The 18,989-nt window shown below is 39.4% G+C and carries 15 protein-coding genes and 1 riboswitch; of the genes, 11 read left to right on the top strand and 4 right to left on the bottom strand.

Annotated elements, in window-relative coordinates; all coding sequences use genetic code 11:
* Nucleotides 1-66 precede the first annotated feature (66 nt).
* Nucleotides 67-558 carry a cysteine hydrolase family protein gene (locus LI951_RS13935; protein ID WP_202068106.1) on the bottom strand — a complete coding sequence of 164 codons (492 nt, stop codon included), beginning with the start codon at nucleotides 556-558 and terminating at the stop codon, nucleotides 67-69.
* 167 nt (nucleotides 559-725) lie between these two features.
* Between LI951_RS13935 and LI951_RS13930 the strand changes: the two genes are divergently transcribed.
* The 5 genes from LI951_RS13930 (at nucleotide 726) to LI951_RS13910 (ending at nucleotide 5,301) form a co-directional block, all read left to right on the top strand.
* Nucleotides 726-1,658 carry a helix-turn-helix transcriptional regulator gene (locus LI951_RS13930; protein ID WP_229442603.1) on the top strand — a complete coding sequence of 311 codons (933 nt, stop codon included), beginning with the start codon at nucleotides 726-728 and terminating at the stop codon, nucleotides 1,656-1,658.
* Nucleotides 1,659-2,103: 445 nt separating this feature from the next.
* Nucleotides 2,104-3,036, top strand: coding sequence for a PLP-dependent cysteine synthase family protein (locus tag LI951_RS13925; RefSeq protein ID WP_229442602.1), 933 nt, complete (start codon nucleotides 2,104-2,106; stop codon nucleotides 3,034-3,036).
* A 1-nt stretch (nucleotide 3,037) separates the two neighbouring features.
* Nucleotides 3,038-4,183, top strand: coding sequence for a cystathionine gamma-synthase (locus LI951_RS13920; RefSeq protein ID WP_202068103.1), 1,146 nt, complete (start codon nucleotides 3,038-3,040; stop codon nucleotides 4,181-4,183).
* A 146-nt stretch (nucleotides 4,184-4,329) separates the two neighbouring features.
* A complete protein-coding gene (locus LI951_RS13915) occupies nucleotides 4,330-4,791 on the top strand; it encodes a class I SAM-dependent methyltransferase (RefSeq protein WP_229442600.1) in 462 nt (153 codons plus the stop codon).
* 51 nt (nucleotides 4,792-4,842) lie between these two features.
* Nucleotides 4,843-5,301, top strand: coding sequence for an S-ribosylhomocysteine lyase (locus LI951_RS13910; RefSeq protein ID WP_229442598.1), 459 nt, complete (start codon nucleotides 4,843-4,845; stop codon nucleotides 5,299-5,301).
* 423 nt (nucleotides 5,302-5,724) lie between these two features.
* Here LI951_RS13910 and LI951_RS13905 read toward each other — a convergent pair whose 3' ends face one another.
* Nucleotides 5,725-8,355 (bottom strand): HAD-IC family P-type ATPase, encoded by a 2,631-nt coding sequence (locus LI951_RS13905; RefSeq protein WP_229442596.1) that lies wholly within the window; start codon nucleotides 8,353-8,355, stop codon nucleotides 5,725-5,727.
* 223 nt (nucleotides 8,356-8,578) lie between these two features.
* Between LI951_RS13905 and LI951_RS13900 the strand changes: the two genes are divergently transcribed.
* Nucleotides 8,579-8,818: a hypothetical protein gene (locus LI951_RS13900; protein WP_229442594.1), complete on the top strand. Its 240-nt coding sequence runs from the start codon at nucleotides 8,579-8,581 to the stop codon at nucleotides 8,816-8,818.
* A gap of 282 nt (nucleotides 8,819-9,100) precedes the next feature.
* Here LI951_RS13900 and LI951_RS13895 read toward each other — a convergent pair whose 3' ends face one another.
* Complete coding sequence (locus LI951_RS13895) at nucleotides 9,101-9,769, bottom strand: response regulator (RefSeq protein ID WP_229442592.1); 669 nt, start codon at nucleotides 9,767-9,769, stop codon at nucleotides 9,101-9,103.
* Entirely contained in the window at nucleotides 9,766-11,295 is a 1,530-nt protein-coding gene (locus tag LI951_RS13890) for a Spo0B domain-containing protein (RefSeq protein WP_229442590.1), read from the bottom strand. Before LI951_RS13890 ends, LI951_RS13895 begins: the two co-directional genes overlap by 4 nt.
* A gap of 248 nt (nucleotides 11,296-11,543) precedes the next feature.
* On the opposite strand from LI951_RS13890, the gene LI951_RS13885 reads away from it, so the two are divergent.
* From LI951_RS13885 to ribD, 5 genes are all read left to right on the top strand, one after another.
* Entirely contained in the window at nucleotides 11,544-12,812 is a 1,269-nt protein-coding gene (locus LI951_RS13885; RefSeq protein ID WP_202068134.1) for a 2-hydroxycarboxylate transporter family protein, read from the top strand.
* A 49-nt stretch (nucleotides 12,813-12,861) separates the two neighbouring features.
* On the top strand, nucleotides 12,862-14,022 hold the full coding sequence (locus LI951_RS13880) for an NAD(P)-dependent malic enzyme (protein ID WP_202068097.1): 1,161 nt from the start codon (nucleotides 12,862-12,864) through the stop codon (nucleotides 14,020-14,022).
* Nucleotides 14,023-14,929: 907 nt separating this feature from the next.
* Nucleotides 14,930-16,462 (top strand): cardiolipin synthase, encoded by a 1,533-nt coding sequence (gene cls / locus LI951_RS13875; RefSeq protein ID WP_202068096.1) that lies wholly within the window; start codon nucleotides 14,930-14,932, stop codon nucleotides 16,460-16,462.
* 72 nt (nucleotides 16,463-16,534) lie between these two features.
* Nucleotides 16,535-17,482, top strand: coding sequence for an L-lactate dehydrogenase (locus LI951_RS13870; protein WP_202068095.1), 948 nt, complete (start codon nucleotides 16,535-16,537; stop codon nucleotides 17,480-17,482).
* Between the two features lie 195 nt (nucleotides 17,483-17,677).
* Nucleotides 17,678-17,812, top strand: a riboswitch (FMN riboswitch).
* 117 nt (nucleotides 17,813-17,929) lie between these two features.
* Nucleotides 17,930-18,988, top strand: coding sequence for a bifunctional diaminohydroxyphosphoribosylaminopyrimidine deaminase/5-amino-6-(5-phosphoribosylamino)uracil reductase RibD (gene ribD / locus LI951_RS13865; RefSeq protein WP_420705941.1), 1,059 nt, complete (start codon nucleotides 17,930-17,932; stop codon nucleotides 18,986-18,988).
* Nucleotide 18,989: the final 1 nt, after the last annotated feature.

The following is an 18,989-nucleotide window of genomic DNA, read 5'->3' as shown; positions in this document are numbered from 1 at the left end:
CACCATTTAAGAGGATGTGACAGAAGTATGTTACATCCTCTTAAATGTGTTAGGCAGGAAATTTTCTTAAATGAATAAGCTATCCAAGCAGCTAATCTTGCTTCCTTTACTTTCATAGTAACGCAGCATGTCATCAATTTTTCGCTTATCATAACTGGTAATGCAATCTGATAACACCGTAACGTCATAATCTGCCTTACGCAAGTTATAGCAGGTTGATTTCACACAAGCAACAGCGTCTGCTCCTGTGATATAGAAATCGCTTATTTCATTAGCTGTAATAAACGCTGTAAATTCTTCACTGGTTAATGCGTTGCCCTTATACTTTGTGAAGATATTTTTTGAGACTATTTTTAAATCAGGAGCTAATTCAGCGCCGGAAGTACCAGTTTTAAATGTCCGCGTGCCGGCTGATAAATTTTCATGTCGAATATAAGCAACATGAATCTCCTGTTTGACTGCCCAATCAATAGCGGTATTGATATTTCCGATAATTTCCTTGTAATTTTTTGTGATGTCGTTTTGAATGTCGATGATGACTAAAGCTTTTTGCTTCATGGCTTTTCCTCCTGATTAAGATCTATCTGAAAAATTTGTTTCTGTAATAATTGTCAGACAGATATTAGTAATTGATTTGTTTAATCTTTATTATACCTGGCAATTGTTGACATCAGTATGGCAACAATCTATAATGGAAAAAATAAATTTTGAAAGGCGGCTGTTAGATGAAGGTGGAAAGACTTGTCAGTATTATTATGATTCTTCTTGATAAAGAACGTGTGGGTGCACAGGAGCTGGCTGAAAAATTTGAAGTTTCACCCCGAACAATCTATCGGGATATAGATTCTATCAATCTGGCAGGAATTCCTGTTCGTTCAGTATCAGGAGTGGGCGGCGGCTTTGAAATCATGCAGAATTACAAGGTAGACAGAAAAGTATTTTCGCCAACTGATCTTTCCACGATACTGATGGGGCTTTCCAGTCTTTCCGATATGGTGCATGGGGATGAACTGGTTAATGCTCTTGCGAAAGTCAGGAGCTTTATCCCTGCTGACAGAGCGAAAGACATTGAATTAAAAACAAATCAATTACTTATAGATTTGAGTCCTTGGATGAGCAACAGGAATATACAACCCTATCTGGAAAGAATCAAAACAGCTTTACAGGAAAACAGACAGCTTTCGTTTGACTATACAGACCGTCACGGAAATAAAACCGCACGAACAGTTGAACCCTGTCAGCTTGTGTTGAAAAGCAATCACTGGTATATGTATGGGTATTGCTGTGAAAGAAATGATTTTCGCTTATTCAAACTATCTCGCCTGTCAAACCTGCAAATTCAAGAAGTGGTTTTTTCACCGCGCGACTATCAAAAACCGCAGCTGGATGTTAGTGATGTTTTAGCAGAAATGGGAACACATATTACCCTTCGTTTTCATCAATCTGCTATAGAAAGGGTGCTTGATTATTGTACAGTTGAAGACTTGTTGGACGATGGTGATGAGCATTATATCGTTCGCTTTCCCTTTATAGAAAATGACTATTATTACAATATTCTTTTCAGCTTTGGCGATAAATGTGAATGTTTAGAGCCAGCACATGTCCGCACAGAAATAAAGTGCAGAATACAGGATATAGCAGCCATATATAAAAGTTAATACAGGAAATACGATGGAAAAGCAGCCTTAAAAATAGAGCAATATTCCACAAAGTTCGGATGGATTTCTTGCATCAATTACTGAATAATGCATAAGGCAGGATGGATTTTCCCGCCAAGAAGGAGCATATATCCAGCAGAGTTTTTCTGTTGACAGAAATTTTTTCCTATGCTAACCTTTACAACATCGTAAGAACCAAAAAAATTGGAGGAACCGGACATGACATTCAGCAAAACTGTTGCAGTTAAATCTTGCTGTTGTTGTATGGTGCTAAAAAGCAGCATACCATTTTGTCATGCCTGTTAACTGCCCAATTTTTCGATTATTTTTGATACCATGAATAGGAGCTTTTCTATTCTTTGGTGACGACCTAATGGAAATTCAAGGTGCTGATTAATAGTCAGTACCTTTTTTGTTGTTTAAAAAAATGTTAAAGGAGTTTACTATGATTATTGATTCTATCCAAGCAGCTGTCGGTCATACCCCGCTGCTGCGTTTCACCCATCGTGAGTTTGCTGAAATTCCTAAAGGCTCCTCAGTTTATGCCAAGCTGGAATACTTGAATCCCGGCGGTAGCATCAAAGATCGTTTAGGTGTCTATCTGATTGAGGTCGGGTTGGCAAGCGGCAAGATAACCAGAGAGACGACGATTATTGAACCTACTGCCGGTAATACGGGTATCGGTATTGCTATTGCAGCACTTGCTTTCGGTTTGCGGACGATCTTTGTGGTTCCGGAAAAGTTTAGTTTGGAAAAGCAGGCATTGATGCGGGCTCTAGGGGCGGAAATTGTTCATACACCTACCGAAGAAGGAATTATCGGGGCGATTGCCAAAGCTGAAAAGCTTCAAGAAGAATTTGCAGACAGCTATCTGCCTTCGCAATTTGAAAATCCTGCCAATCCCCAAGCCTATTATCAATCGCTTGCTCCTGAACTGGTCGCCGATCTTGGTGAGTCAATCACCAGCTTTGTGGCGGGGGTTGGCAGCGGCGGAACATTTAGCGGAGTTGCACGTTACCTGTTGGAAAGAAATACGGCGATTCGTTTAATCGGTGTAGAACCGGAGGGTTCAATTTTAAACGGCGGAGCAAGTCACAGTCATGAAATCGAAGGAATTGGGGTCGAGTTCATGCCGACCTTTCTGGAGGGGCTGCCTATCACTGGTTATGCCGCTATCACTGATTCGGATGGATTCGCCATGACCAGAAAGCTGGCTCGGGAACATGGGCTTTTAGTGGGTAGTTCGTCAGGAGCTGTAATGGTCGCAGCATTGGCAGAAGCGGCACAATTACCTGCCGGCAGTCAGGTGGTCACGATTTTCCCTGATGCCGGAGATCGTTATTTATCCAAAAATATTTATTCGCGGGAGGACTATTAATATGCATATCAATACGAAACTAATTCACGGCGGGATTTCAGAAGATAAAACGACTGGAGCAGTTAGTGTACCAATCTATCAAACCTCTACGTACAAACAAAATGGAGTTGGGCAGCCAAAGGAATACGAGTATTCCCGTTCAGGTAACCCAACGCGTCATGCATTGGAGGAATTAATCGCAGACTTGGAAGGCGGTGTGCAGGGATTTGCATTTGGCTCAGGATTAGCGGGTATTCATGCGATCTTGTCCTTATTTGTACCGGGAGATCATCTGCTTATGGGTGACGATGTTTATGGCGGAACTTTTCGTATATTTGAGCAGGTTTTTGTTAAAAATGGTTTGGAGTATACGATTGTTGATACGAGTGATCTGGCAGATATTGAGAAAAATATACAGCCAAATACCAAGGGGCTTTATCTGGAATCCCCCAGCAATCCATTATTGAAGATTACAGATATTAAGTCTGCAGCTGATATTGCTAAAAAGCATAATTTAGTTGTGATGGTGGATAACACTTTTGCTACTCCTTATTTCCAGCAGCCGTTAGCATTGGGGGCAGATATTGTGATTCACAGTGGAACAAAATACCTCGGCGGACACAGCGATGTGGTCTCTGGCTTAGTGACAACGAATGATCCTAAGCTTGCTCAAGAGCTGTCCTTTTTGCAAAATGCGATAGGGGCTGTATTAGGTCCGCAAGACAGTTGGCTGATGCAGCGGGGGATTAAAACATTAGGCGTAAGAATGGAGGAACATCAGCGAAATGCATTAGCGGCAGCAGAATTTTTAACAAGCCATCCGGCAGTCGCCAACGTTTATTATCCTGGGCTGTCCAGCCATAACGGTTATGAGGTGGCGAAAAAACAAATGAGCGGATTCAGTGGTATGATTTCTTTCGAATTAAAGAATGAAGCTGCTGCAACTGCTTTTGTTGAAGCACTGCAGCTGTTCACTTTAGCAGAGAGCCTGGGCGGGGTGGAAAGTTTGGTGGAAGTTCCGGCAGTCATGACGCATGCATCAATCCCGAAAGAGAAAAGAGAAGCTGCAGGGATTAGAGATGGGCTGATTCGTTTGTCGGTGGGACTTGAATATGCAGGGGATCTCTTAGCGGATCTTGAACAGGCATTTGAAAAGGCTGGTGCCTAACTATAGGTCTGGAATTTATGCTGATTTTTAAAGAATGGACAGCAGATTACGATGAGGAGGTCAATGGTGGTAATCCGGAGTATTAGAAAGTATTTGCCAGCTATTGAAAAATATTGGATGAGATCATCAAGGCTTCCAGTGAAATAGTGCTGGAGTTTGAGAGTGATATCGGCAACTTGATAGAAAAACCGATCACTGCGGGAAAGACTGTTTATCTGGTAGAGCCTTCTCCGGAAATGCGAAAGATTGCCAAAGGAAAAACAAGCCTTCAAAATCCAACTTTTTATGCTGGTGGTATGGAAAACTTCCCTGAATTACCGGCAGTGGTTGATGTGATCGTTTCAAACAGGGTGTTTCATCAGTTGAGAGCGGCTGAAAAAAAGAGGGTCGTTGAGAATTGTGGTCAATTGTTGTCAGAGGGCGGAAAAATCATATTTGGTGATACAATGTTTCTATCTCAGGCGACTTATGCTAAAATCGTAACAGAGAAAAAGCTTTGGGAGAATTCAATCTTGCAGCAGATTTGGAGCGGGTGTATTATCCGCTCATGGTCGACCTGGAGGAAGGTTTTACCAAGAACGGTTTTCAGACCATCTACCGCCAAATGAATTGTTTTGTCTGGCTGGTTATCGAAAAAAAATGAATGGAGGAAAAAGCAGATGAAAATGAATGTTGAAAGTTTTAATTTGGATCATACGAAGGTTAAAGCGCCTTATATCCGGGTAGCAGATAAAAAAACGGGTGCGAACGGGGATTTAATCGTGAAATACGATGTTCGTTTGAAACAGCCGAATCAGGATTACATGGCAATGGCAGCATTACATTCTTTGGAGCATTTGACAGCAGAATTGATTCGTAATCATGCAGATTATATTGTTGATTGGTCACCAATGGGCTGTCAGACAGGGTTCTATTTAACTGTCTTGAATCACGACAACATTGATGAGGTTATGGAGGTTTTAGAATTAACCATGAAGGATGTGCTGGTGGCGACTGAAGTTCCGGCCAGCAATCCGGTTCAGTGCGGCTGGGCAGCCAGCCATACACTGGAAGGGGCTCAAGCATTAGCCAAAGAGTTTTTGGATCAGCGTGAGGAATGGGGCAATGTCTTTGCTTAAGCTCGATACTTTGGAGCGGCGAAGATTCTGAGGTAAGAGGATAAATCTGCTTTTAAAGGTTCTTTTATGTATTTTTTTATTGCTGGAAGAGCTGAATTTGAAAATGAAAATATAGAGAAAGAGGTTGTGACAGAAGTGTTCTGTCTCAAGAAATAAGTCGGACTATACGAAAATAGCTACTCATATTTTCAGTATAGTTCGACTTATTTCCGAAGAGACAGCTTCTGCGTCTACGGTTCTCACTTCGTTCCGATCCTCGAAGCATGGAGGGGCTTTGGAACACCGTTTATTCGGTTTTAGGGATCTCAGACATACTTTTGTCATAGTCCCTTAATTCTATACCAGACTGTCTATGGCAACGGTTGGTTTTCCTTTAATTACCAGTGTTAATTTTATAGTGTTTCAGCTCAGAACTATCTATTATCAGAGGCTTCTTGTTATTGTTTTTTCCAGTTCAACAAAAACAAATAGAATGATTCCTGCTGTCAGGGAAAGACCGATATGATTCAAATCAATAGCGGCAGTTCCTAAGATTGTATGCATGAACGGCGCATAAATAAGCAGGCTTTGCAAAATGAACAGGACAAGCAAGGAGAGCCAAAGAACTTTGTTGGTCAGTATTTGAGCATTAATGGAAAAATCAGTGATTTCCCGACAGTTGATCATGTAGAAAACCTGACCGAATACGATTGTCATAATCAGAGTAGTCTGCATAACAGCAACTGAAGCTTCACGAGTTGCCAGGAAATCATTGACAAAAAATCCAAGAGCAGCCAGTAAGATGGAAACATAGATAATTCGAAAAACAGCATACCTGTCTAAAATGTTTTTTTCTGGATCTCTGGGAGGGGCTGCCATTCTGCCTCTTCCCAAGGGTTCAAAGCCTAGTGCAAAGGAAAGGGTGATTGTCGTAACCATATTTAGCCATAAGATTTGTACAGAAGTCAGCGGCAGCGGTCGATCCAATAAAATCGAAAGAACCACCAGCAGCCCTTGTGCAAAAGCTGTGGGCAGAGAAAAATAAATAGTTTTCTTTAAATTGTCATACACTCTGCGACCTTCTTTTACAGCACTTGTAATCGTTGCAAAATTGTCATCAGCCAGTACCATATCTGCAGCATCTTTTGTGACCTGCGTGCCTTTTATTCCCATTGCAATACCAATATCTGCCTGCTTTAATGCAGGTGCATCATTGACGCCGTCACCGGTCATTCCGACAATGTATCCATTCTTTTGTATCGCATGTACAAGACGTAATTTATGCTCCGGCGTTGTTCGAGCATAGACATCGTTTTTCAAAACAATCTCTGCGAGTTCATCATCAGACAATTGTTCAATATCTTTTCCTTCCAATGCATGGTCATACTGTTCCAGACCAATCTGCTTTGCAATTGCAATTGCAGTGTCCTTGTGGTCGCCTGTAATCATTTTGACAGAGATGCCTGCTTTTTTACTAACTGCCACTGCTTCGATTGCTTCTGGCTTCGGTGGATCTATGATGCCATACAGCCCAATCAAAATCATTTCATCTTTTAGATCCTGATGTGAGAGCGACTCTTTTTCCTGAGGGACCTCTTTAAAAGCAGCAGCTAGAACGCGCTGTCCTTTTTGCGCCTGTGCCTGAATTTTTTCCTGCCAGTAGGTCTCATTAAATGGCTGTCTTCCATCTTTATGGAGTTGAAATTCTACCATGCGCAATAGAATATCAGGGGCTCCTTTCAAATAAATGAAGCGGCGATGATCCACCTCTACTAAGGTTGCCATATATTTATATGAAGAATCAAAAGGGATCTTGCTGATGTCATGTTCTTCCTCTATGATCGACAAATGATTTGCCCATTCAAGCAGGGCGCCTTCTGTTGGATTCCCGATCACTTCCCGCTGTCCATTTTTATAAGTAATTTTTGTATCATTACAATATCGGGCAACCTCGATCAGTTTTCTTAGTACATCATCCTCTTCTGCCTGAGTTAATTCTTTTTGGTACATTTCAGGCTCTATCTGACTGCTTTTTTCAGTTCCATCTACCGTTACAATTGAAACAACCTGCATTTCATTTTTTGTTAATGTACCGGTTTTGTCGGAGCAAATGATTCCCATACTTCCCAGAGTTTCTACAGCGGGCATTTTTTTGATGATCGCTTTTTTTTGCGCCATTCTGGCAACTCCTACAGATAAAATAATCGACAGTACTGCAGGCAGACCTTCCGGAACCGCTGAAACGGCTAGTGCAATCATGGAAGACAATAATTTGCTTCCTGTAAAATCACGAAAAAAAATACTGAAAACTGTCAAGCCGGTGATTAGAGCAGCTAATGTATAAAAAATTTGTTTATTCAGTATTTTCATTTTCTTAATCAAAGGCGTTTCACTGTTATCAATACTTTTTAAGTGTTGACTGATTTTCCCAATTTCGGTATCATCGGCAACACTGACGACTACGCCTTTACCGGAGCCGCTGGTGACTAAGGTTCCTGAGAATACCATGTTCGTACAATCACCAAGCTCCACATTTTCCGTAATCATCTTACTGTGTTTTTCTACGGGCGTTGATTCTCCAGTTAAGATTGCCTCTTCAACGACTAGGTTATAAGCTGCAAAGACACGCAGATCTGCAGGAATGATATCTCCCGGATTTAAGCAAACCACGTCTCCCTTCACCAATGTTTCAGCATCTGTTACCTGTTTTTCTCCATCACTCAGAATCACGGCGGAGGTACTCATCATGTCATTCAGACTTTTAAGAGAATCTGTCGCTTTTGCTTCCTGAACATAACCAATAATTGAATTAATAAGTACAACGAAAAGGATAATGGTCATATCAATAAAATCACCGGACAGACCTTTTAATACGGCGGAAGCAATCAATACATAAATCAGCAAATCATGAAAGTGAGCGAAAAATTTTTTTAATTTTCCATCTTCCTTTTCTCCGGTCAGTATATTTTTCCCGTCTTGCTCCAGCCTTTTTTTTCTAACTTCCTGACTCAATCCTATTTCAGATGTGTCCAGCACTTTAGACAGTGCGGTCATATCCATTTGATACCATTTCATAAAGATCTCCTCCTTGGAAAAGTGTAGATATCTTCTCTATTTTACTATAGAGTCAGCCAAACGAATAAAGATATGATTATTTTTGATTGTAGGAATACATCTATAGGAATAGTAAACAACAGTGGGCAAATATTTATGTTCATTACTAAGGGATAGCTAGTATGCGAAGTGCTGATGGGGATAAATTTGTCAGAATTTATTTCACATACAAAGAGATAGCTGTATGCAGATGACAGTCTTTGTATGTGAAATATTCATCTCAAGAAATGATAGGATTTATGTTTTAGTCAGTGAGAAACGAAAAGATCGGACAGGCAAGAATTTCCGCAGCATCAAAGGAGATTCGGGAATTAGCAGATGCTTTACAAGGATAGTTGCAACTGACTTGACTCGATTTAGTAATGGAATCGGGCAGCTGCTTTTCACAGCCGAGTTGCTTGTGGTCTGCTGGCCGAATGCTTGATCCTAATGATTCTTGCAGTTGCGTTTTACAGGAGATAAACCTTTGTTACTATTCGAATCATAGGGGATATATAGGCGATTAGTCTCCGGACAGGACAGAACAAAATACTAGGGTGTGTCTGAAAACTCAAGCGGCAAATATTTTGATGATTTTTATCGAACTCATTGTCATAAATACTCGCTTATGAACCACATAAGCTGCGTTTTCTTCCTTGGTTTCAACAAAAATCACTGAAAAATTTGAATACCACTAACTTTTCAGACACGCCCTAGTAGTTTAGGTTTATTTAAAGTAATAAATTTTGTATGGGCGACCAATTTTAGTATAGATAGTTTCAGGCTTCAATCGATTTATTGTTTCTAAATAGCGTAAATATTTACGAATAGATACATGAGAAAGGTCTGTTTTTTTGACTAATTCATTTAATTTAAATGGTTGATTCAGGCTATTGATTGTATCAATAATTAGTTCTAAGGTTTCATTGGACAATCCTTTTTCTAGAACTACCTCAGAAACAGCTGTATTAGCAGAATTTCCCCTTAAATTGTCAATGACAGTTTGATCGATTGTTTCTCTCTTTAAACTTTTTTCTTTTTCAAGAAACAATTGAATACTTTGTTCGAAGCGTTCAAAAGTAAAAGGCTTAATTAGGTAGTCCAATGCTCCGAAATGCAGCCCCTCTTGTACACTTAAGGCTTCATTTGCAGCCGTAATCAGGATGACCTCTACATTGATTTGCTGATTTCGTAACATACGTAAAAATTCCAAGCCATTGTCATCTTTCAAGTGAATATCCAATAGAATTAAATTGATTTTTTTATCGGTAATCAACGCCATGGCGTCTTTAACAATACTTGATGAATAGATATTTATAAAACTATTCATTCTTTCCAGATAATTTCTATGAATAAATTCTACCATAGGGTCATCTTCAACAATTAAGACATTCATATTGCTCCTCCTTCATAGCTGGTTTTTAAAATCAAAATTATTCCCGATGATTGGGTTTCAATCGTAAATGTTCCTTCAGCATCTTTGAGTAGCTCTTTAAAATAATTTTCTTGGAAAAAGACAGATAATTTATCAGTGTTTATAGTACTATCGGTTAAAATGTAGCTTGAAGTCAATAAATTACTTGTACAGTCAATGGTTACTGGCAGTTTTTCAGGTAATTCCTGCTGCAATAAAACATGATGGATATAGCGGTATAAGCTAATGATTGTAATTGTCTTTTTTTGATCCAGATAATCAGGTAATTCAGAGAAAAGTTCAATTGCTAAATCTATCCCATATTTTGAAAACTTCTCTTGTTCACCAACTAAAAAAACAGCGATCATAGGATTTTTTACCAAAATGGAAAGACTGTTTGTAAACGTTTCTTCTGGATTTAAAATGTCATTAAGATAAATTTTTAGTTCATTGTAAGCTGCTAAATCTACTAAACCATAAATAACATGAAGCTTATTCATAAACTCATGGGATTGATTTTGTAACGCTGATACATAGGAAGTGGTACTTGCCAGCTGATCCATAACGAAAAGAGATTCGGTCGCATCTCTAAGAAAGATAATGGAACCTACTGCTTGTTTTCTCACTAATATTGGTGCTATATAAAAAAGATAATCTTGGCCATTTTGCCGATATAATTGCTCGGCATTACGTGTAAAGTTCAGCTGAGCTTTATCCTGTATTAAGGCATCCACTAATTGTCCTTCTAAAGAATCGCTGTTTCCGCCCAATTGAAGATAGAACTCTTTTGCGGCTGTGTTTGCCAAAGTGATTTTACCTAATCTATCGATTACGACAACTACATCTTTCGTTTCATTAAGCATCGCATTTCTCTCTTCTAAAAGTTTTGTGATTTCCTTAGGTTCTAAGTTTAATAATTGGCGTTTCAAATAATAAGCAACTAAGGTAGATGTGAACAAAGCAATTCCAACACTGATGATAAGAGAAAAAGCATAGCGTTCTCTGGAAGCTTTAACTAAGGTATCTAAAGAAGTCAGTTTAATTCCTAAAGCCACAACGCCAATTTGCTTGGAATCCTCAAAAATTGGTACAAATCCTCTTAATGAGTCACCTAATGTTCCTTTGCTGATAGAGATATGTTCTTTCCCTGACATTGCTGTTGTTTCATCTCCACCTTCAAAGGGCTGCCCGATTTTACTTATACTGGGATGGGTTAAACGAATCCCCTCCATATTCATAATGACAACAAAATCAAAATTATAGATTTCAGCTATATCTAATGTATATTGTTCAAGTGCATCCGAGGATTCATTTATTAGTAAAGCGCTTTTAATTTCTGGTTCTAAAGCAACTTGCTTACCTACAGAAAGCAACAATTGCTCCTCTTCTTTTTGTACCCGATCAGTATTTTCCTTTAATATTAATCCGTAAAGAATGGTGTTTGTTGTTAATAAGGTAACAATAAAGATAATCGATAGTAGCAGCCATAAGCTAATGCTCTTTTTCATGATGATCCCTCCATGGAAATTATACCATAGTCTTTTTCCCGGCCATTTCCTTAAATTAGTTGAACTACTTAAATTAGTTAAATAAGCTTCATTACCTGAAATATCATGACTATACTAAAGATACAAATAAATCAGGAGGGAAATTTATGGAAAAGCGTGAATGGTCAAAAACAAATCAGCAAACAGAAAAAAAAGCTACTGTAACAAATCAGCCAGCAGAAAAAGGAAATGCTATTTTAGAGAGGTGGATGAAAATCCGAGTTGGTTCTACTCCTCTGCCAGTCTATATAGTGTTGGCTGCAGTTATTATGATTACAGGTTACTTGCAGCAATTACCAGTAAACATGCTTGGCGGCTTTGCTGTTATATTAACCATGGGGTGGCTATTAGGGACAATTGGAGCAAATCTTCCTGTTTTAAAACATTTTGGCGGGCCGGCAATTTTATCTTTACTAGTTCCTTCTATTTTAGTTTTCTTTAATCTAATTAATCAAAATGTGCTGGATTCAGCAGATATACTTATGAAGCAAGCCAACTTTTTATATTTTTATATAGCTTGTCTCGTTTGTGGAAGTATCTTAGGAATGAATCGAAAAATCTTAGTTCAAGGACTTATGAAAATGATTATTCCAATGATGGTTGGTATGATTTGTGCAATGGGAGTGGGAACTGCTGTGGGTTTGTTGCTGGGAATGGATTGGAAACATACACTCTTCTTTATCGTAACGCCAGTTTTGGCAGGAGGAATTGGTGAAGGAATTTTACCACTTTCCTTAGGATACAGTGCAATTACAGGCACAGGCAGCGAGCAATTAGTTGCGCAACTGATTCCTGCAACAATTATCGGTAATTTTTTTGCTATCGTATGTTCAGCATTACTTTCCCGGTTTGGTGAAAAATATCCTAAATATTCTGGTAAGGGTCAACTGGTAAAAATATCCGACAATGATGACATGGCAGATGCATTAAAAGAAGATAAAAGCCCATTTGATATAAAATTAATGGGTGCTGGAGTCCTAGTTGCATGTGCATTATTCATTACAGGGAACTTGCTGCAGCATTTAACTGGATTTCCTGGACCTGTTTTGATGATACTTGTTGCAGCTTTCTTAAAATATGTAAATATCGTTCCTAAGGAAACACAGACAGGTTCAAAACAATTATACAAATTTATTTCCGGCAACTTTACCTTTCCGCTGATGGCAGGCTTAGGTTTACTGTATATTCCTTTAAAAGATGTAGTTGGAACACTAACATGGCAGTATTTTATTGTTGTTATCAGCGTTGTTTTTACTGTAATTGCGACTGGTTTCTTCATCTCTCGTTTTATGAATATGAATCCTGTCGAAGCAGGGATTGTATCAGCCTGCCAAAGTGGTATGGGAGGAACTGGCGACGTTGCAATTTTAAGTGCTACTGATCGTATGAACTTGATGCCTTTTGCTCAAGTAGCCACACGTTTAGGCGGTGCTATCACGGTGATAACCATGACGGCTATTTTAAGAATGATTTTCTAAAATCTAAAGTATTCAGACAAACCCTAATTTAGTTATGGAGGAAATAACAATGAAGAAAGATGTAAAAGAATTAGCATTAGAACAAGCAAGGAAATACGGCGGGAAATTATCTGTTGTTTCTAAAGTTGAGATTAACAATCGCCACGATTTGAGTGTTGCGTATACTCCAGGTGTTGCAGCTGTTTCTTCAGCGATTGCAGATAACAAGGCATTGGCACATGAGCTAACAATTAAGAAAAATATGGTTGCTGTAGTTAGTGACGGCTCTGCTGTTTTAGGCTTAGGAAATATTGGCGCAGAAGCAGCAATGCCTGTTATGGAAGGGAAAGCAGCTCTGTTTAAACAATTTGCAGATGTCGATGCTATACCCATTGTATTGGATACGCAAGATACAGAAGAAATTATTCAAATTGTTAAAGCTATTTCACCGACCTTTGGAGGAATCAACTTAGAAGATATTAGTGCACCCAGATGTTTTGAAATCGAAAAACGATTAATTGAAGAATGTGATATCCCTGTTTTCCATGATGATCAACATGGAACAGCAATTGTGGTTTTAGCAGCAGTTTATAACAGCTTGAAGTTAATCAATAAAACATTAGATAAAGTTAAAATTGTGATCAATGGCGGCGGCTCTGCCGGACTTTCTGTTGCAAAGAAATTTCTGGCAGCCGGTGCAAAAAATATTATAATTGTTGATAAAATTGGCATTATCAATGAAGATGATTGTGCAAGTTTGCCGCCGCATCACGCTGAAATTGCAAAAGTGACAAATAGAGATAAAGTTTCTGGTACATTGGAAGATGCTTTGGTTGATGCAGACATCTTTGTCGGTGTCTCTGCGCCAGGGGCTCTAAAGCCAGAATGGATTCAGAAGATGGCGGATAAGCCTGTTATCTTTGCAATGGCAAACCCAGTACCAGAAATTTTTCCTGATGAAGCTTTAGCAGCGGGTGCCTATATTGTTGGTACAGGTCGTAGTGATTTCCCGAATCAAATCAATAATGTTTTGGCTTTCCCAGGGATTTTCAGAGGTGCGCTGGATGCACAGGCAACTAGAATTACCGAAGAAATGCAGATTGCTGCTGCCTTAGGTATTGCTAGTTTAATTCCTGAAAATGAACTGACTACTACCAATATTATACCAGATGCTTTTGAAGCCGGTGTAGCAAAAATTGTTGCTAAATCAGTTGTTGAGGCTATAAAATGATGACTCAATAAAGTAAATCTTTGTTCAATAACCGCCAGATCAAACTGGTTCCCCTAGTATTATCAGGAAAATATTCTCTTTATAATTATGTTCTCTGTGTTTGAATATCAGTAAGCGTTCTATCTCTATATAAAGAGACTTTTTAGCTAAAGCTGACTTCTGTACTTAGTAAGCATATTTTTAAATTTCCTTATGGGCTGGGGTAACCAAAGAAAAAAATCTTTCCGAAAATAAAAATCGGAAAGATTTTTTTCGATGTTAAAGGAGCTATAAAAGTTTTGGTTAAGCAAACCCGGTGATGCCAAAGAATATAGAAGAAATTATTCGGTAAAAAGAGGCGCTATAATTTATGGGACTGATAGAGAAAATTCTATCGGTTCCAGTTTTTTATAAAAAAACAAAGAAGATACACAACTTTTCCGCTAGAATAGAATCACCACAACACTAACTAGTAAAGGAACTATTTAATTAAGTATATACAAAAAAATCAAATTTTTTGACTGCATTTTTACGACAGACTATACTCAACTCAGTGACAGCTGGATGCAGTTTTTGTTGTTATCTTAAAAAAACAGCTAAAAGAGCAGACAGTTTTCTTCAGTCCTTTATGAAAAGATTGCTCTCAAAATAGATGCTTTGTTTGTTATAGTTTATTTCGAAGCAGGGAATAAGAACGGTATTTCTTTTGAGCGATAGGTAGGATTATCATGAGTAATTCCAAAGAAATAAATATAGAACCAAAGCTGAACTCATACCATAAAGCTGCCAGGGGAAGGTACAATTCTCGACAAAAAGACAGACTATGCGAGTTCATTAATGAGGTACTCAGTCGGACGGAAACGATAAGAAGAGTACTACTGCAAAAAAACTATTCCACTAAATCAAATCATAAACGGGGAGAGAGACCATGAAAAGCAAACTACAACAATATAAAATTCTTCTGATCCTGCTGATTCTTGCAGTAGTTCTGCTGGCTGTTTTTTTTAGCAGTTTCAGTTTTATTCTTGGTATAGTTGAGCTTTTCGCAATTCTGGTTTGTGGTCAGCTGGTGTTCTTCGATCAGAGGAATGCTGCTTCCAAATTCGCCTGGATACTGACACTCCTCTTCCTGCCTCTGATTGGCATCATTTTATATTTTCTGTTGGGAAAGGAACCGCATCAGCGCAGGCTGCCAAAGAAACAGATAGAGGATGAGCAAAAGCTGCAGGACTTTGTGTCGGAGCATTTGCAAAAATATCCCGAGATTATTCAAAATGAACATCCTCTGTCGGAGGATATTTTTCATCTTTCCTCTAAATATCCAACAAATGGGAATTATGTGAACATCTTGAGTGAAGGAAAAGAAGCATTTGCCTCTTTATTGAAAGATATCGGGCAGGCCCAAGACCATATCCACGTTTTTTATTTCATTATTAAAGGGGATGAGACGGGGACAGAATTGGTTCATGCGTTGATAGAAAAAGCAAAAGAGGGAGTCAAGATTCGTTTTATGTATGACAGTCTGGGTTCCATTGCTTTTCCGAATCAGCTGTTGGAGGAGCTGCGCAGTCAGGGGATTGAAGTGCGAACCTATGACCTGTTGAATTCTCCCTGGTTGAGTAACAAGGCCAACTGGCGCAATCATAGAAAAATGGTTATTATTGATGGAGAAATTGCTCATGTCGGCGGAATGAATATAGGAAATGAATACAGCGGGCGAGGGGAAAAATTTGTCTACTGGAGAGATACCAATATTCGTTTACAAGGACCCTCAGTCATTGAGGTACAGGAATGCTTTATTTATGACTGGCTGTTTTTGGATAAAGGGCAGTATACTCTATCTCATTTTCTGGTTAATGATAAACGCTATTTTCCATTAGTGGAGAATGAAACTGCAGCAATAGATTCTGAAATTGTTCAGGTTATTTACGGCGGACCGTATGACAAGGAGCGGGTCATTAAAGATTCATTTGTCGATCTGATCAGTAAGGCTGCTGTTTCCATCAAAATTGCCATGCCTTATTTTGTTCCGGATGAAGAAACATTGGGCGCTTTAAGACGGGCAGCGCGCTGCGGTGTAAAGGTCCAGCTGATCATTCCCGGAAAAGGGGATCGTGGGATTTCGTATCATGGAACAAATTCGTTTATTGACGAGCTGCTTTCAGCAGGGATAGAAGTGTATGCCTATGACCGCTCTTCTTTTATTCACTGTAAATATATGATTATTGATGATCATGCAGCAACAGTTGGCTCGACGAATTTTGACATCCGCAGTTTTTATCTTAATCATGAACTGTCACTCTTTATTTATGGTCCTTCACCGGCGATTGAGGAGTTGACTGACCAGTTTGCTGCTGATCTGAGCAATTCCGGTCAAGTGAATGAAGCCATGCAGGCAAAGAGAACGCTGCTTGAAAAATGTAAGGAAAAAATCAGTGCGTTGTTTGTGCCGATTCTTTAAGGCAGCAAACAGATAAGCCTAGTGTATAATTGCTGAAATCAACATATTTATTAGACAGGAAGGTGAACGAGTATGAATAAAATTATTGTAATCGGTAATGGAGATGTCGGTTCAAGCTACAGCTTTGCTTTGATGGCCCAAGGGGTAGGAAGTGATGTGGGGATTATTGATCTGGATGCGAACAAAGTCGCCGGTGATGTACAGGATCTTACTCACGGACTGGCTTATGTCGGACCCAAAAATATCTATTCTGCGACTTACGCAGATTGTTCTGATGCGGATATGATCGTGATCACAGCCGGAGCTGCTCAAAAAGAAAACGAAACCAGACTGGATCTGGTGAAACGGAATGCCGCTATTATGAAGTCCATTGTTGAAGCTGTTATTCGGGAGGGGTTTAATGGAATATTTCTGATTGCCAGCAACCCGGTGGATGTGTTGACGCATTATGTAAAAGAGCTGACTGGATTTCCTCCAAAAAAAGTAATTGGTTCTGGCACGTCTTTGGACAGTGCAAGACTCAGAAGTGCGGTAGGCGAAAAATTTCAGATAGATCCAAGAGATGTGAATATTTACATTTTGGGAGAGCATGGAGACACACAATTTCCTGTCTGGTCGCATGGCAATATCGGAGGGTTGAAAATTACAGAATGGCTGGATCAGCATCCAGAGTTTTCACAGGAGGATCTTTTGAAGCTGTCAGAAAATGTCAAAAACGCTGCCTATGAAATTATCAATTATAAAGGCTCTACGCATTATGGAATAGCAATTGCTCTGGCACGAATTACTCAGGCAATTCTGCAGGATGAAAATTCGGTGCTGCCGGTTTCTGTTCATTTGGAAGGACAATACAATAGTGAAGATGTTTGTATTGGCTCCAATGCGGTTATAAACAGAGAAGGCATTCGGGAAATTATTGAGACGCCTCTTGATGAGGACGAGAAGAAGAGCATGCAGCATTCCATCCAAACCTTAAAAAACATGCAGGACAGTATACTGGAAGATCCGGCATTGAGGTAAAGCCGACTGGTATAAAAGGATGGGTACTTTCAGCAGCTAAATCGTATAAGACGTTCGGGAAAGAAATCTCATCTTGTAATCGACTTACTTTTCTAAGATTGGAAGGCACCTATTTGCTGTAAATAATTTATCAGCTGTATGGAAAGAGATTGACATTCTGTTTTTACAACTGTATTCTTAAACTGTTAATTGAATAGATTTCTTCGGGGCAGGGTGTAATTCCCGACCGACGGTGACAAGCAATGCTTGAAGTCCGTGACCCGCATATTTGCGGTTGATCCAGTGAAATTCTGGAACCGACAGTTAAAGTCTGGATGGGAGAAGAAAAACTTAGTAGAACTTGACGGGAGAAGTGTATCTTTTTTTGTCATCGTTTCTTTGAGTTTGATTTGTAACAGCCCTGTGTATTTGTGCGGGGCTGTTTTGTTTTGGAAAGGAGGAATTATTTTGCATGAAATGTTTATGAAGCTGGCAATTGAGGAAGCAAAAAAGGGGCAGGGGAAGACCTATACAAACCCTTTAGTTGGCTCAGTCATCGTTAGTGGAAATGAAGTGATTTCGCAAGGCGCACATCTCGAATTTGGACAAGCGCATGCTGAAAAAAATGCAATTGATTTATGTAAAACTCCCGAAAAATTATTCAATTCAACACTCTATGTTACCTTGGAGCCCTGTGATCATTATGGAAAGCAGCCGCCATGTACAGCGATAATCAGCAACTCAGGAATCAAATGCGTAGTCATTGGGCAGCTGGACCCTAATCCGCTGGTTTCAGGAAAAGGTGTGGAAAAGTTAAGAGAACAGGGAATCCAGGTGATTACAGGGATTCTGGAAAAAGAGGTTCGTTCATTAAACGAACACTACAATTATTTTTTTGAAAGGCAGATGCCGTTCGTTACCTTAAAGCAGGCAATGTCAGCGGATGGGAAAATTTCTTTTGCCCGAAGACGAACACAGCTAACGCAGGAAGCGGCTTCAAAAAGGGTTCATGAAGAAAGAGGAAGCTATCAGTCAATTTTAGTGGGAAGTGAAACGATTTTAACGGATAATCCCAATTTATTATCAACAAACAAGTCTCCATTTCCTCCCGTTCGCATTGTGCTGGATCGAAGAGGACGAGTTTTAGTGCATCCCCAATTTAATATTTTTAAAGATAAAACAGCACCCGTACTGATTTTTACTGAAGCAGCTGTAAACACCGAACAATTGCCAGGGCATGTAGAAGTAGTCTCGTTATCAAAAGTCACGATTCCAGCAGTACTCCATGCGCTGCTGGAAAGAACCATTCAGTCTGTTTATGTAGAAGGTGGAGCAATAATCCATGATGCTTTTTTAGCAAGCGATTGTTGGGAAGAAATAATTTGTTATATGACACCGACTCTCTTGGGTGGAAATAGTCTTCCGGCGATGTCAAGTAATCGAGAGACTAGCCATTTAGCTTCAATGAAGTTCACAGAGATAGAAAAAATCGGTGAAGATTTTCGAATTGTCGGAAGGAGAGAGTGAT

Origin of the sequence: Enterococcus sp. BWT-B8 (genome assembly GCF_020567625.1) — a bacterium.
Classification (GTDB): domain Bacteria; phylum Bacillota; class Bacilli; order Lactobacillales; family Enterococcaceae; genus Enterococcus_L.
Note: the sequence above shows the minus strand (reverse complement) of the source record. Positions and strands in the feature narration are given on the sequence as shown.

Coding starts and splice junctions, on each gene's coding strand:
- LI951_RS13880 (WP_202068097.1), top strand. CDS start 12,862: ATGAAGAAAGATGTAAAAGAATTAGCATTAGAACAAGCAAGGAAATAC.
- LI951_RS13900 (WP_229442594.1), top strand. CDS start 8,579: ATGCAGATGACAGTCTTTGTATGTGAAATATTCATCTCAAGAAATGAT.
- LI951_RS13870 (WP_202068095.1), top strand. CDS start 16,535: ATGAATAAAATTATTGTAATCGGTAATGGAGATGTCGGTTCAAGCTAC.
- LI951_RS13925 (WP_229442602.1), top strand. CDS start 2,104: ATGATTATTGATTCTATCCAAGCAGCTGTCGGTCATACCCCGCTGCTG.
- LI951_RS13920 (WP_202068103.1), top strand. CDS start 3,038: ATGCATATCAATACGAAACTAATTCACGGCGGGATTTCAGAAGATAAA.
- LI951_RS13885 (WP_202068134.1), top strand. CDS start 11,544: ATGAAAATCCGAGTTGGTTCTACTCCTCTGCCAGTCTATATAGTGTTG.
- LI951_RS13930 (WP_229442603.1), top strand. CDS start 726: ATGAAGGTGGAAAGACTTGTCAGTATTATTATGATTCTTCTTGATAAA.
- LI951_RS13905 (WP_229442596.1), bottom strand. CDS start 8,355: ATGAAATGGTATCAAATGGATATGACCGCACTGTCTAAAGTGCTGGAC.
- LI951_RS13935 (WP_202068106.1), bottom strand. CDS start 558: ATGAAGCAAAAAGCTTTAGTCATCATCGACATTCAAAACGACATCACA.
- cls (WP_202068096.1), top strand. CDS start 14,930: ATGAAAAGCAAACTACAACAATATAAAATTCTTCTGATCCTGCTGATT.
- LI951_RS13910 (WP_229442598.1), top strand. CDS start 4,843: ATGAAAATGAATGTTGAAAGTTTTAATTTGGATCATACGAAGGTTAAA.
- LI951_RS13890 (WP_229442590.1), bottom strand. CDS start 11,295: ATGAAAAAGAGCATTAGCTTATGGCTGCTACTATCGATTATCTTTATT.
- LI951_RS13895 (WP_229442592.1), bottom strand. CDS start 9,769: ATGAATGTCTTAATTGTTGAAGATGACCCTATGGTAGAATTTATTCAT.